The 13907-nt window shown below is 59.4% G+C and carries 15 protein-coding genes; 2 read left to right on the top strand and 13 right to left on the bottom strand.

What is annotated here, in order from left to right; genetic code table 11:
- Window positions 1–80: 80 nt before the first annotated feature.
- The 8 genes from HKX44_RS00650 to ruvC all read right to left on the bottom strand — a co-directional run bounded on the left by HKX44_RS00650 (window position 81) and on the right by ruvC (window position 5885).
- On the bottom strand, window positions 81–1181 hold the full coding sequence (locus tag HKX44_RS00650; protein WP_276149374.1) for an energy transducer TonB: 1101 nt from the start codon (window positions 1179–1181) through the stop codon (window positions 81–83).
- A gap of 3 nt (window positions 1182–1184) precedes the next feature.
- On the bottom strand, window positions 1185–1664 hold the full coding sequence (gene tolR / locus HKX44_RS00645; protein ID WP_276149373.1) for a protein TolR: 480 nt from the start codon (window positions 1662–1664) through the stop codon (window positions 1185–1187).
- Window positions 1665–1780: 116 nt separating this feature from the next.
- Window positions 1781–2476, bottom strand: a complete 696-nt coding sequence (tolQ, locus tag HKX44_RS00640; protein WP_276149372.1) for a protein TolQ — start codon at window positions 2474–2476, stop codon at window positions 1781–1783.
- Between the two features lie 114 nt (window positions 2477–2590).
- A complete protein-coding gene (locus tag HKX44_RS00635; RefSeq protein WP_276149371.1) occupies window positions 2591–2989 on the bottom strand; it encodes a YbgC/FadM family acyl-CoA thioesterase in 399 nt (132 codons plus the stop codon).
- Entirely contained in the window at window positions 2986–3621 is a 636-nt protein-coding gene (locus HKX44_RS00630) for a hypothetical protein (protein ID WP_276150770.1), read from the bottom strand. Before HKX44_RS00630 ends, HKX44_RS00635 begins: the two co-directional genes overlap by 4 nt.
- A gap of 33 nt (window positions 3622–3654) precedes the next feature.
- Window positions 3655–4674, bottom strand: coding sequence for a Holliday junction branch migration DNA helicase RuvB (gene ruvB / locus HKX44_RS00625; RefSeq protein ID WP_276149370.1), 1020 nt, complete (start codon window positions 4672–4674; stop codon window positions 3655–3657).
- Between the two features lie 48 nt (window positions 4675–4722).
- Entirely contained in the window at window positions 4723–5382 is a 660-nt protein-coding gene (ruvA, locus tag HKX44_RS00620) for a Holliday junction branch migration protein RuvA (RefSeq protein WP_276149369.1), read from the bottom strand.
- Window positions 5379–5885 (bottom strand): crossover junction endodeoxyribonuclease RuvC, encoded by a 507-nt coding sequence (ruvC, locus tag HKX44_RS00615; protein WP_276150769.1) that lies wholly within the window; start codon window positions 5883–5885, stop codon window positions 5379–5381. The genes ruvA and ruvC overlap by 4 nt, the downstream gene beginning before the upstream one ends.
- A gap of 345 nt (window positions 5886–6230) precedes the next feature.
- Between ruvC and HKX44_RS00610 the strand changes: the two genes are divergently transcribed.
- Window positions 6231–6440: a DUF1127 domain-containing protein gene (locus HKX44_RS00610; protein WP_276149368.1), complete on the top strand. Its 210-nt coding sequence runs from the start codon at window positions 6231–6233 to the stop codon at window positions 6438–6440.
- A gap of 303 nt (window positions 6441–6743) precedes the next feature.
- Here the strand turns inward: HKX44_RS00610 and HKX44_RS00605 are convergent, their stop codons facing one another.
- The 5 genes from HKX44_RS00605 to HKX44_RS00585 form a co-directional block, all read right to left on the bottom strand.
- Entirely contained in the window at window positions 6744–7094 is a 351-nt protein-coding gene (locus tag HKX44_RS00605; protein ID WP_276149367.1) for a hypothetical protein, read from the bottom strand.
- Window positions 7095–7207: 113 nt separating this feature from the next.
- Window positions 7208–8080 carry a 50S ribosomal protein L11 methyltransferase gene (locus tag HKX44_RS00600; protein ID WP_276149366.1) on the bottom strand — a complete coding sequence of 291 codons (873 nt, stop codon included), beginning with the start codon at window positions 8078–8080 and terminating at the stop codon, window positions 7208–7210.
- A complete protein-coding gene (locus HKX44_RS00595) occupies window positions 8080–9471 on the bottom strand; it encodes an MATE family efflux transporter (protein WP_276149365.1) in 1392 nt (463 codons plus the stop codon). The genes HKX44_RS00600 and HKX44_RS00595 overlap by 1 nt, the downstream gene beginning before the upstream one ends.
- Before the next feature lies 1 nt (window position 9472).
- Entirely contained in the window at window positions 9473–10705 is a 1233-nt protein-coding gene (locus HKX44_RS00590; RefSeq protein ID WP_276149364.1) for an MFS transporter, read from the bottom strand.
- Window positions 10706–10917: 212 nt separating this feature from the next.
- Window positions 10918–13113: a primosomal protein N' gene (locus HKX44_RS00585; protein ID WP_276149363.1), complete on the bottom strand. Its 2196-nt coding sequence runs from the start codon at window positions 13111–13113 to the stop codon at window positions 10918–10920.
- Between the two features lie 94 nt (window positions 13114–13207).
- On the opposite strand from HKX44_RS00585, the gene fsa reads away from it, so the two are divergent.
- On the top strand, window positions 13208–13861 hold the full coding sequence (fsa, locus tag HKX44_RS00580) for a fructose-6-phosphate aldolase (RefSeq protein WP_276149362.1): 654 nt from the start codon (window positions 13208–13210) through the stop codon (window positions 13859–13861).
- Window positions 13862–13907: the final 46 nt, after the last annotated feature.

Below are 13907 nucleotides of genomic sequence, written 5' to 3'. Positions count from 1 at the left end.
GTGTCGGTTCCCTGAGGCGGCAGATAGGGGAATTCTGGCCAGTTTACCCCCCAATCTGTCGTTCCAGCTCTGTCGCATAATCAATACCCCATCTTGCTGGGGTCAAACGTCATTTCGATATTCTGCCATTGGTCGAATTTATCCGCCGGCAGATCATAACCGCGCGCACCGCAAAGAATAATCGCGCGCCGGGCGCTGTCATAGACCCGCCGTGCAGACGCGTCAGAGCCGCCAGATGTCCCGATCATCCGAATGCTGTCATTGACCGGTGTCGCGTCACTGTTCATCCGAACACCAATGATGACCGTGGTGCCCAAGGCAGCCGTCGACAGAGACCCGATGTTCCAGCATTTGGCAATCTGTGCCCGCAGCGCGTCCTTTTCCCCCGCAGACAGTGGCGGCCCACTGGGGGCTGCGACCGCTTCTTGTGCGGCAGCAAGTGCGGCAAGCACGTCGTCATTGTCCACCGCGCCCGCCTCGCCTGCTGGTTCCTGTGATGGTTCCGATGCCTCAACAACACGACGGGGGGCCGGTGCGGCGGGGCGTTTGCCGGGCGGGCGATTGGACCGTGCCGGCGCATTTGTCGCCTCCGTCACGATCTCGGCGACCGCTTCTTCGGGGGCCGTCGCCTCCAGCGGTTCCTGTTCAGGTGCCTCGCCCGCCGCATCCGGTGCGACTGCTTCACGGGTCTGCGCATCGGGCTCGGCTTCGGGCTCTGGCGGGGCCACGGGTTCAGGGGCCACACGCGCCACAGGGCGCGGTGCCGCTTCGGGCGCGGTTTCAGGCGCAAGCACCGCGATATCTCCCACCGGTTCCGAAAGGTCAGGTGGTGTCGGTGTCTCTTCCGCCGTTGCCTCTGGCGGTAACTCAGTCACTTGGGGTGGCGTATCTTCGGGAGGCGAGTCAACCTGAACCGGTGCCGGTTGCTCGATAGCTGTGTCTGGTGCGCGGGTGATCTCCGGTGGTTTCTCAACTGAATCCGGTGTTTCCGGTTGCGCCACCTCGGTGGCCGATTGCGGTGCCTGCCGGGCCGCGACCATAGCGTCAAAATCCGCACCCGAGATCACCGATACCTCAGTCAATTCGAAGGTGTCCGGCCTGTCGGTGAACAACCCGCCCAAGAGCAACCAGGCAATCAACCCCAGATGCCCCGCGGCGGATATATATTGACCGGAATGCACGGATCAATTCCCCGTTGGATCGCTGCCGTCCAGCGCTGGCCCGCCAATGTCTGTCACAAGGCCAATGTTGGAAAACCCGCCGGCGTTTAGCGCCCCCATTACCTCCATCACGGCGGCATAGGGCACCTGCCCGTCGGCCCGCAAAAACACCCGGTCACTGGCACGTTCAGCGGCAATGCCGCGCAAACGGGTCACCAGTTCTGCGCGATCCACAGGCGAGGTCTGGATCTGGACGTTCCCTTCTGCCGTTACCGTAACGGTCAGCGGTTCCTCTTGTTCGCTCGGCAGGGCACCGGCAGCGGATTTCGGCAGTTCAACCGGCACCCCCACAGTCAGTAAAGGGGCCGCAACCATAAAGATAATCAGCAACACCAACATGACATCTACAAAGGGGGTGACATTGATCTCTGCCATCGGTTGCGCGCGGCCCCTGCGCCGCCCACGCCCCCCGGCATTTTGTTTTTTTATCGCTCCGGCACCCATTTAGAATGTGCTCCGCTTCATAAAAAATCCTGTGACCACATCACGCGCTGCGGCGACGCCTTGCATGCAAAGGCGTTCGGGGCCTGTTGTGCCCTCTGCTTTGTATGACACAGTCATCAAGCGTCCAGCTGGCGGCTGAGAATGGTGGCAAACTCATCTGCAAAGGCTTCGTGATTGCCGATAATCCGTTCGCTGTCCGCATTCAGCTTGTTATAGAAAATCACCGCTGGGATCGCTGCCAGCAGGCCCAGCCCCGTCGCCAAAAGCGCCTCGGCAATACCCGGGGCCACAACTGCCAGATTGGTGTTTTGCTGCTCTGCAATCTCAATAAAAGCGTTCATGATGCCGATTACCGTACCGAACAAACCGATGAACGGAGCCGAAGAGCCGACCGTCGCCAGCACTGTCAAACCCTTTTGCAGCCTGTCCGCTTCCTTGACGATGGCCACATCCATGCTGCGGTCGATCCGTGCCGTGGCGCCCGGGATCAACCCGCCATCCTCGCGGTGCGAGCGGCGCCATTCCGTCATGCCGGCGGCGAATACTTTCTCCGATGCACCGTCAGGGTCCGGTCCGATCTGATCAAAAAGACCGTCCAGGGGCTCTCCAGACCAGAACGCATGATCAAAGGCCTCGTTCCCGGAACGGGCCTTACGGTACTGGATGGATTTCTGAATGATGATCGACCAGGACCAGAAGGACGCGAGGATCAAAAGGATCATCACAAGTTTGACCGTAAATGTCGCCCGTGCGAACAACCCCCACATGGAGAAATCAATCTCCTGCGCCAATGCCAGCGTCTCTGCTTCCATGATACCTGCTCTTTTTATCTGCCGCTTGCGCAGCTTCTGCCTGACGGCCCCGTTTTCGAGGCTCATTTGGTCAGAAACTAGCGAAGTACAAGAGCGAAAGCCAGAGGAATGGCTTCAATCCGCCTGTGGCGGCAATACTGAGCGGAGTTTTGCTGGCAACCGGATCGGTTTTCCCGCTGTGGTCATGCAGACGGCGGTGACCTTGGCGCGAAAGATCACCTCGTCGCCGCGCAGCACCTCCTGGTCGAACATCCAGCGCACCGCCCCTTTTGCGTGATGTGTCGTGCGCACCTCCAGACGATCCCCAAACCGCCCCGATCCCAGATAATCCGCTTCAACCCGCGTGATAACAAACACGATGTCCTCTTCACGCATCCCCTTTTGGTCCAGGCCCAGTTGTTCGGCAATGTCCGAACGCGCCCGCTCGATGTATTTCAAATAGTTGGCGTAATAAACGATACCCGCCATATCGGTGTCTTCATAGAAAATGCGGACCGGAAATGAATGACTCACTGAAGCACTCCACTTTGTGTCTGCACCCGGGCACTCAACCGCAAGGCATGGCTGGCATCCTGCGCCGCCGCCGGCAATACCGGATCATATGCCGCACGCAGCAAGGCCGCGATATCCGGACGCAGAACCGCTGCATCAGCACGCACCATCAGCGGCGATTGATCACGAAAGGCCGTATCCGACCACAACAACATAGATTGCACGATCTGGCTCAGCGCCAAGGTCTGCGCTGGCACATCGCTTAAATGCCGATCCATGCGCAGGAAGACAAAACAGGCCTTGATCGCGCCGTGATCATCAAATCTGAAAAACCGGTATTGATTGGCATCCACACTCTCAAGCCGCGCCACCAATGGAGCCAGATCGGGCACCAGCCGGTCCATGCCCGGCACCTCGGTCAACTCGGCCCATTCGCTGAAGAAAAACATCATCAGGTTCGAGCCCAGCTCTGCGTCCATCTCGCCCATCTCGTGGCCGGCCAAATCGCAGGTCGCCGCAATCGCCCCCTTCACAACGCCAAGCGTCGCGTCATCCACACCAAACACCACAGGGCAAACCGGCCGCCCCCATCGCGCAAAAGCAAAACTACCATCCGACCGGGTGAAAAACCCCTCAACCTGTGCAACTTCCATCTTCATCTTGCCCTTAAACTCATAGCCATCAGATCAACCAAACAGATCGCTTTGCGACTTTGGCGGCACCATGGCCAAATGTGTCCACGCCTTCTGCGCCAACATCCGCCCGCGCGGGGTGCGCTGGATCAACCCCTGTTGCAGCAGGAACGGCTCGATTACCTCTTCCAAGGCGTCGCGGCTTTCGCTTAGGGCGGCAGACATTGTTTCGATCCCCACAGGCCCGCCTTGATAGTTCTCGGCAATCAAACGCAGATAACGCCGGTCCGCGCCGTCCAGCCCCAGATGATCCACCCCCAGCCGCGTCAACGCCATATCCGCAAGTTCCTGCGTCACACGCCCGTTGCCTTCCACAACCGCAAAATCCACCACCCGGCGCAGCAATCGCCCTGCGATCCTGGGCGTGCCACGGGCACGTTTGGCAATCTCGCGCGCACCGCCTTCATCCGCCGGTGCGCCCAATTTGCGGGCATTGCGGTCCACGATGATGAACAACTCGTCCTCGGTGTAAAACTGCAACCTTGTGGGAATGCCAAACCGGTCGCGCAAGGGCGTGGTCAGCAGGCCCATGCGGGTGGTCGCACCCACAAGGGTAAAGGGCTGCAATTCAATCCGCACCGTGCGCGCCGCCGGCCCCTCACCGATCACCAGATCCAGCTCGAAGTCTTCCAAGGCCGGATACAACACCTCTTCAACCGCCGGATTAAGCCGGTGAATTTCGTCAATGAACAAAACATCACGCGCTTCCAGATTGGTCAGGATTGCGGCCAAATCCCCCGCCTTGGCCAATACCGGCCCCGAGGTCATGCGAAACCCGACCCCCAGCTCGCGCGACATGATCTGCGCCAGCGTTGTCTTCCCCAGCCCGGGGGGGCCGTGGAACAAAGTGTGGTCCATCGCCTCGCCGCGTTGCTTGGCAGACTGAATGAACACCGCCAGATTCGAGCGCGCCTCCGCCTGCCCGACAAATTCGGACAGCATCTGCGGGCGCAGGGCGCGGTCCGCGTCTTCCGGCATCGGCTCGGGCCGCACGGTGGGGTCTATTTCGGTCACGACATACCTTTACGCCAGGAAAACCGGTCAGGGCTTGGTGAATGCACCCTAACCTTTGGGGGCCAGAAGTTTCAACGCAGCGCGAATAAGGTCCGGCGTTGTCGCGCCTTCTGTTTCACCTGCCGCCTGCGCCACAGCACTTGCGGCATCACCGGGGCTGTAGCCCAGATTACCAAGTGCCGACAAGGCTTCCGATTGGGCAGATGCCTGCGCGGGTGCGGCGCGCGCCACCGGAGCAAGCGGTTCCAGAACCTCGGCTTCGACCTCGCCTTGAGCCTCGGCCAAAGTGCCCGACATCGCCATCACAGAGGGTGCCTTGTCCTTGAGGTCAAGCACCACCCGCTGGGCAATCTTGGGCCCGATCCCTTTGGCGGCTTTCACGGCATTCCAGTCCCCCAGCGCAATGGCGCGGCTCACCCCGTCCGGCCCCAATGTGCCAAGGATCGCCAGTGACGCTTTGGCCCCGACCCCCTGCACCGAGGTCAGCAAGCGGTGCCACTCCTTTTCCACCAGCGTCTGAAATCCGAACAGCTGCATCAGGTCCTCGCGCACCACCAGATCGGTAAACAGCGCCGTCACCTCGCCGACACCGGGCAAAGCCGCCATGGTGCGGTCCGAACAATAGACCAGATACCCCACACCGCGCACATCAATCAGAAGATGATCCGCCGCACGGTATTCAATCCTGCCAGTGATCTTGCCAATCATCTGCCTGCCCTCGCGACTGCCGCTGCCAGCGAACTTGCCCCGCCATGATGCGCGTGACAAATCGCAATCGCCAGCGCGTCCGTTGCATCCGGCCCGTTCAGCACAACACCGGGCAATTGCACCTTTACCATATGGGCCACCTGTTGCTTGTCCGCATGGCCCGCCCCCACAACCGTTTTCTTGATCTTGTTGGGGGCGTATTCCCCAACGGGCAAACCGGCCTGCGCCGGCACCAGCATCGCAATGCCGCGCGCCTGCCCCAGCTTTAGCGTGCCCGCGCCGTCTTTATTGACAAAGGTCTGTTCGATTGCGGCTGACACCGGTTGATATCGGGCGACCACGGCGGTCAGCTGGCCATGCAAGTCGAGCAACCTTTGCGCCAACGGTTCCGTGCCCTGCGACTGACAAACCCCATTCGCAACATGGCTTAACCTGTTGCCAGCGACGTCGATAACGCCCCATCCAAGGTTTCGTAACCCCGGATCAATGCCAATTATGCGCATCATCACCCTGCTCTCATTCGTTTTTGTTGTATTTTTGATGCAATAGCACGAAACGCGAACATCCGCCAAGCCCCTGCCGACAAATCCATTTGCGACACCCAATTTGTCGCATTTAAGCGCCAAGGTCAGTTTTCGTCATGTCAGCCGCTAAAAACGACGCATTCTCTGCCCTGATTTTCCTTATTTTTATGACCTTCAAGGCAATTTTAGACCTATGCAAAACACGCAGATCACACATGCAGCCACGGGAGTTGTGCGGTTTCGACTTACCGCCTAAATGCCCCTCAGATCGCTGAGCAATTCAGCACAACTTACATACAGACAACAGACATAAGGACGGCTCAAATGGCAACTCTTGATACAACCCGCACCGCATTCGGCTCCACTTCGGCCGTTTCTTCATTCATCACACGCAGCTTCGCCACTCTGGCAGCTTGGAACGACGCGCGCATCACACGCAGCGCCCTGTCTTCCCTGTCCGACCGCGAGTTGGAAGACATCGGCCTGGTCCGTGGCGACATCGACGCCGTCGCACAGCCGAACTTCTTCCGCTAAAAGGCCCCGCCTTTAACCTGAACCATCATATATCGCTTTTCGCGTTCGACCAAAGGGAGAGGCCGCGAACAAGCGATTCATGTTTAAGGTGGAAGGCTCTAAGTCAAAGGCCGCGGCAGGTTACTGCTGCGGCATCTGATATCTGCACCGGACGTGCCGGTGGACCAAAACACAAAGCCGCGCTCTGGTCCTCAGAGACGCGGCTTTTTGATATTTGGATGTGTGGCTTTCGTCTTTGCAACCGGTCAACAGGTGCTGTCGTCCGGCGGTATCTTTCATCAAGCACAATCGTGCGGGTCGCTCTTATCGTTTGGACGGACCAACCGAACCGGCCAGAGCTTCGGTCACCGGATCAATGGCAAGTACCTTGGCACCCACCTGTTCAACCACGGTCCCGCTTTCCAGTTTGGCCAGACGCTCGTTGTAGGTCACGGGCCCCACGGCAACCAATGTGAACGCCTTGAACGCAATCAGACCGACAACAACCAGCGCAATCAGTTTCACCGCACCACCGCCGCGCGCACTGCGTCGCTTGGGCTTTACGACGATCAGGCCGTCTTTGCCCACCTTGGTGGTATACCCATATGTCATTTTTTCATGCTTGCGCCCGAGCGCGGTCAGGCGTTGCACAAAGTGGTCGTGTGTCTCAACCATGATAGCAGTCTTTCAATTAACAAACGGCCCCCACCGCTGTTAAGAAAGTATTAGCCATAGAATGTGGCGAAATCTGGGCAACTGCCTCAAATCGACCTTAAAAGCCTATCAATTTAGGTCTTTTTTTGCAGCGTTAGTGTCGTCCAGTCAACAATGCTTTCGCGGTTGACAAGATTGACGCCGGAACGTGCATAAACCTCAATCACCTCGTCGGCCTGTTCGTTCAGAATCCCGGATAGAATCGCATACCCCTCAGGCTGAAGCGCAGCGGCCATATCCGGTGCCAAGGCGATCAACGGTCCCTTCAGGATATTGGCAAACACCAGATCGAAAGGTGCCGCAGCGGCAAGGTCTGCGTGATCAAAGCCGGCGGCCTCAACACAATTCACCTGCCCGTCCAACCCGTTGGCCGTCACATTTGCCTGCGCCACCTCGACGGCAACCTCGTCAATGTCGCTGGCCAAGACCGTTTCAGGCCAGATCCGTGCCGCCGCCATTGCCAGAACGGCAGTACCACAACCCACATCGACGACATTCTTGCCGGCGAACCCCTGCGTTGCCAACCGATCCAGCGCCCGCAAGCAGCCCAGCGTCGTTCCGTGGTGGCCGGTACCAAATGCCATCGCCGCTTCGATCAACAGAGGTTCGCAATCCTCTGGCACCTTGTCTGCATCATGCGAGCCGTAAACAAAAAACCGCCCCGCCTCGACCGGCGCAAGTTCACGGCGCACATGGGCAACCCAGTCGGTTTCCGGCAATTGCGAAACGACAAAAGGTTTGGCCCCCATTGCCGCAGACAAAACCGCCAGCGCGGTTTCATCCGGTGTGTCCTCGAAATAGCCACCCACTTCCCAAAGGCCGGAGCCGTCCTCCATCTCAAAGACGCCAACGCCGGTCGGCTCGGGCGTCAGCCGCTCCATCGCCTCGCCCAGCGCATAAGCAGGGTCGCGGCCCTCAAGGGTGGTGAGTGCGGTGAATGTGGTCATTATCTTCTCCGGTGTTTGTCTGGGTTCGGGTAGGCGCGTGGCGGGGCCGGGTCAAGGGCCTGACTATCGGGACCGCGCAGCCCTTTGACATAAAACCAACCCCATGTCGCCGCGACCAGCCCCATCACGCACCCCGCAAGCGCCTGACCATAGATCACGCCGGTCGCCCCGAACAAACCGGTCAATACAGCGGCGGCAGGATAACTTAGCACCCCGTCCTTGATCCAGTTCACCAAGGTAGAGCGCGACGGCCGCCCTAGATTGTTGAAAGCGGCGTTGGACACAAACAAGGCCCCGATAAAAACAAAACCGCCAACCCCAATTGCTGTGAAGGACTGCAAGACTTCGACCCCCACGCCATCCAAACCAAAACCCGCAATGACATAGGGTGTTGCCAAGCGCATCAACGCCCAAGCCACAAGTGTATAGAGCAAGCAAAAGATCAGCGCATTGCGGTAGGTGCTGCGCACACGGTCCATCTGGCCCGCGCCAAAATTCTGCCCGAAGATACCGCCAATCGCACCGGACAGGGCAAAGACACCGCCAAACACCACAACCGTCAGTCGACCGATAACAGCCCAAGCCGCCATTGCCGCATCGCCATATTGCGCCATTACAATGGTCAGCAGATAGTTGCCCGCAGGCGTCGACATCTGGGTTGCAATCGCCGGCCCTGCCACCCGCATGAACGGCACGGCAATGTTGCGCAATGTCGCGAATGTCGGACGGTCCACCATGTTCATCTGGATCACCGCGAAGAACACCGCCACTCCCAGCAGGCACAATCGGAACAACACCAGCCCTATTGCGGCCCCGTCCAGCCCCCAGCCCATCCATAAAATCAACACCGGATCGATCAGCATCAGCACAATGCCCGACCAAAGCGTGACATACATCGCCTTGGCCCCATATCCGTCCGCCCGCAGCACGCCGGACAAAACCAGCGCGGCAGACATCGGAATAAGCGAGGGAATGGTAAAGGCCAGATACCGCGCTGCCAAACGTGCGGTTTCCCCTTCGGCCCCGGCAATCCCAACCAACTGATGACGTGCAGCGACGATAAGGGCGCTGACAAGCGCCAGAATACAGACCGAAACCGCAATACCTGCCCCCGCTTGTCGGCGGGCTTGCTCTCGATTACCCATTCCGATGCTGCGCGAAATCACCGCTGTGGCACCGATCATCAAACCCACGGCAATTGAAACCGAGAAGAACTGAACTGCATAGGCAAACCCAATCGCCGCGACCAGCTGCGGATCACCCAACTGGCTGATCCAGAACAGATTTGCCGCGTCCACGAGAAACACAAAAGTGATCCCCATGGCACCGGTCGCCGTCATTCGCACCACATGTCCCATGGTGCCGCCACTCAGAAAGCGGCCCTGCGCCATGCTACAGGGCGGCCCGCGCAAAGGAGGCGCTGAACACAGTTTCGTTGCCCGGGCGAGGGTGACGCGGGATCAACATCGCCAGAGCAAAGGAAATACCGGCCATCCCCGCAGCCAAGAAAAACACCGCCGCGGGCGAAATCAGCCACAGCAGGCCCAGCCCCACAGGAAGGAACACGGCAGCAATGTGGTTGATGGTAAAGGCCACCGCTGCCGTCGGCGCGATGTCCGCGGGATCGGCAATCTTCTGGAAATAGGTTTTCTGCGCCATGGCCAGTCCAAAGAACATGTGGTCCAGCACATAAAGCGTCGCCGCAACCGCCACGCCCCACCCCAAATAGTAGACCCCGCCATAGCTGAGAAACACAAGGATCAGTCCGATATACTCAAACCCCAAGGTGCGCCGCTCACCAAAATATCCGACAGCGCGGCCCAACAGAGGCGCAATCACAATATTCGCAACCAGATTGATCAGATAGAGGGTGGTGATTTCATGCACATCATAACCGAATTTCTCGACCATCATGAAACCCGCAAAAACCATGAAAATCTGGCGCCGTGCCCCGCCCATGAATTGCAGCGCGTAATACAGCCAGTAGCGACGGCGCAGGATCATTGTCTTGTGCTGCGGTGTCGGGGCCTCAAACTGTGGATAGGCCATCAAGGCAAAGATCGCGATGACAACCGTCACACCACCACCCGCCATATAGACCGTGTTATAAGACAGGTTCAGCGTATCCCACAGCGCCATGATTGCGAGATAGGCAATCAGGGTCGCAAAGGAACCAACCGCCATCAGCAAACCCAACATGCGCGGCGCGTCCTCAATCTTCAGCCATTGCAGCTGCAACGACTGGTTCACGGTCTCGTAATAATGAAACCCGATCGAACTCAGCATTGTCAGCGTCAGGATGCCCCCCATCGACGGGAACCACGCAGTCAAAGCCGTCGCCACCCCTAACAGGATCAACGCCACCATGCCCAAAACCTGCTCGCGCACGAAAATGATGATCGCAATCACACCGACCGCCAGAAACCCCGGTATCTCGCGCACCGTATGCAAAAGCCCGATGTCGGCCCCGTCAAAGTTCGCGACCTCGATCACAAAGTTATTCAGCAGCGCCGCCCATGTGTTAAAGGCAATCGGCATCGCCAAAGCCATCAGGAACAACAGCGAAACCGGCCTGCGCCAGAACGGCAGGGATTTGGCATCTTCAAGAGTAATGAATTGTGTCATCCCTCCCCCTTACGCCCGCCCCAAGGGAAAGGCGAGATGAAAACCACATCCGCACTGCCCGCCTTGCGCCACGCCGGCCCCAAGCACAGCATCAGCTGCCCCCTCTTTTTGGCCTTAAATACTGTCCGCACTCACGACACCCACCGCCCATTCGCGTTGGGATGCTAATGCGCCACCATCAGGGAGCGGACGGCAAAACCCTGCGCATCCCCCTAGTAAAAACTCTGCGGATCTATATCGACGGCCAGCCGCAACTCCCCCTTCAACCGTACCTGCGCGACCCACTGCGCCAGTGCGTCTTGCAAAGGCGCGGTTTTCTCGGCCTTCACCAGCAACCGCACCCGATGCCGCCCGCGCACCCGCGCAATCGGTGCTGGTGCCGGCCCGAACACCTGCGCCCCGATCCGCCGCAGCGGCCCGTCCTGTCGCGCCAGAAGGTTGCCCGCCTCAAACACCGCCGCCACATCCGGTCCCGACAGGATGATCCCCGCCATACGTCCGTAAGGCGGCACACCGGCTTGTTTGCGTTCCGCCGCCTCCGCCCGCCAGAATCCCTCTTCGTCTCCGGCCAAAATGGCGCGAATAACCGGATGCTCGGGTTGATAGGTTTGCAACAGCGCTGTTCCCGGTGCCTCGGCCCGCCCCGCACGCCCCGCAACCTGCCGCATCAGTTGAAAGGTTCGCTCTGCCGCCCGCAAATCCGACCCCTGCAACCCCAGATCGGCGTCAATCACACCAACGAGGGTAAGGTTGGGGAAATTGTGTCCCTTGGCCACCAGCTGTGTGCCGATCACAATATCCGCGGCCCCTTCGGCAATGCCGGCGATTTCCGCCTTCAGCGCCCGCGCCGATCCGTACATATCAGAACTCAGCGTCGCAATACGCGCGTCCGGCCAGATCGCCGCAGCCTCCTCGCCCAACCGCTCAACACCGGGCCCGACCGGGGCCAGCTTGCCCACCGCCTCGCAATTGGGACAGGCCTCCGGCATCGGTTTACTTTCCCCACATTGATGGCACACCAGCCGTTTCAGGAACCGGTGTTCCACCATGCGCGCATCACAGTCATCACAACCGATCTGATGCCCACAGGCGCGACACAGCGTAATCGGCGCATAGCCGCGACGGTTGATGAACAGCATCGCCTGCTCGCCCCGCTCCAGCCGCTTGTTGACCTCCGCCTGTAGGGTGGGTGAAACCCACCGGTCGCTCTTTAATCCCTCGGCACGCATATCAATCGCGCCCATTTCCGGCATCACCGCAGGCCCGAACCGTGACGTCAGGTCAAGCCGGCGATATTTGCCCGCCTCCGCATTTGCCCATGTTTCCAGCGAGGGCGTCGCGCTGGCCAGAACCACCTGCGCCCCGCAGATCGCCGCCCGCAGCACGGCCATATCACGGGCGTTGTACAACACGCCCTCTTCTTGCTTGTAAGAACTGTCATGCTCTTCATCGACCACAATCAAGCCAAGGTTCTGATACGGCAGGAACAGCGCCGAACGCGCCCCGATTACCACCTGACATTGCCCGTGGCCGACCATCCGCCAGATACGCCGGCGTTCGGTCATGGTGGCACCGGAATGCCATTCGGCGGGTTTGGCCCCGAACCTTTCCTGCACCCGTTCGAGAAACTGCTCGGTCAGGGCAATCTCGGGCAGCAAGACCAACGCCTGCCGCCCCGTGCGCAAAGCTGCCGCCACTGCTTCCAAATAGACCTCGGTCTTGCCCGATCCGGTCACCCCGCGCAGCAGCGTCGTGCCGTATTTCCCCGAACGCACCCCCTCATCCATCGCGGCTGCCGCTGCCGCCTGATCCTCGGTCAAGGCTTTGCTTGGCAGTTCTGGGTCCATACGCAGGAACGGCACATCGCGCGGTGATTCCTCTTCGCGCAGGGCCTCTTGTGCCACCAACCCTTTCACCACGGACGCGGTCACACCCGCCATTTCGGCAAGCTCTTTCAAGGTGAACGACAGGTCCCCATATTCATCCAATGTCTCGAGCACCCTGCGGCGGGCATCGGTCATTTTGTTCGGTTCCGCCATCCCGCGCCGGTAGACCTTGCGCATCGAGGGCGGGTCCCCCAACCCCGGTGCCCGTGTCGCAAGTCGCAACATCGCGGGCATCGGCGTCAACGTATAGGCGGCAGCCCGTTCCAGAAAGCTGCGCATCTCGTCGCGCATAGGGGCGGCATCCAGCACCCGGATCACATGGCGGATTTTTGCCAGATCATAATCGCCCTTACCCGGTCCCCAGACCACACCCAACACCTTGCGTGGCCCCAGTGGCACCTCAACAAACGCCCCTATCCGGCAACCACCCTCGGGTGCTTTGTAATCCAGCGCACGGCCAAGGGGTTGTGTACTCATCACCGCAACCAGATCACCATGGTTAAAGAATTCAGGGCTGCTCACAGGCGCTCCATCGCTACAAAAGAGGGTTTCAGGTCTGCGTGGCTTACGCTAGACCCAAGATCAATGCATCCCCCTCTAACCGCAAGGACCGCACATGAGATTCTTCGTAGATACCGCCGAAATCGACGCCATTGCCGAACTGAACGATCTGGGCATGGTCGATGGGGTCACCACCAACCCCTCGCTCATCCTGAAATCCGGCCGTGACATTATGGAAGTCACCAAGGAAATCTGTTCCATCGTCTCCGGCCCCGTCAGCGCCGAAGTTGTTGCCATGGAAGCCGACGCAATGATCGCCGAAGGCCGCAAGCTGGCCGAGATTGCCGAGAACATTGCGATCAAACTACCGCTGACATGGGACGGCCTAAAGGCCTGTAAAACCCTGTCTGGCGAAGGCCGCATGGTCAATGTGACCCTTTGCTTCTCAGCCAACCAGGCGCTGTTGGCTGCCAAGGCCGGCGCGACATTCATTTCGCCTTTCATCGGGCGTCTGGACGACATCAACGTCGACGGTATGGAACTTATTCAAGACATCCGCACGGTCTATGACAACTATGGTTTCGAAACCAATATTCTTGCCGCCTCGATCCGTTCCGTGGCGCATGTGCATGATTGCGCCCTGATCGGTGCCGATGTGATGACCGCTCCGCCTGAAGTGATCAAGAAACTGGCGACCCACCCGCTGACGCAGGCAGGGCTGGATCAGTTCATGAAGGACTGGGCCAAAACCGGTCAGAATATTCTGTAAAAACCGGGCTGGGCAAATTGCCCACCCAAACCTCTGACGCCAAAGC

This window comes from Sulfitobacter sp. M05 (assembly GCF_029285175.1).
GTDB lineage: Bacteria > Pseudomonadota > Alphaproteobacteria > Rhodobacterales > Rhodobacteraceae > Sulfitobacter.
This window is presented reverse-complemented; position numbering and strand designations above follow the sequence as displayed.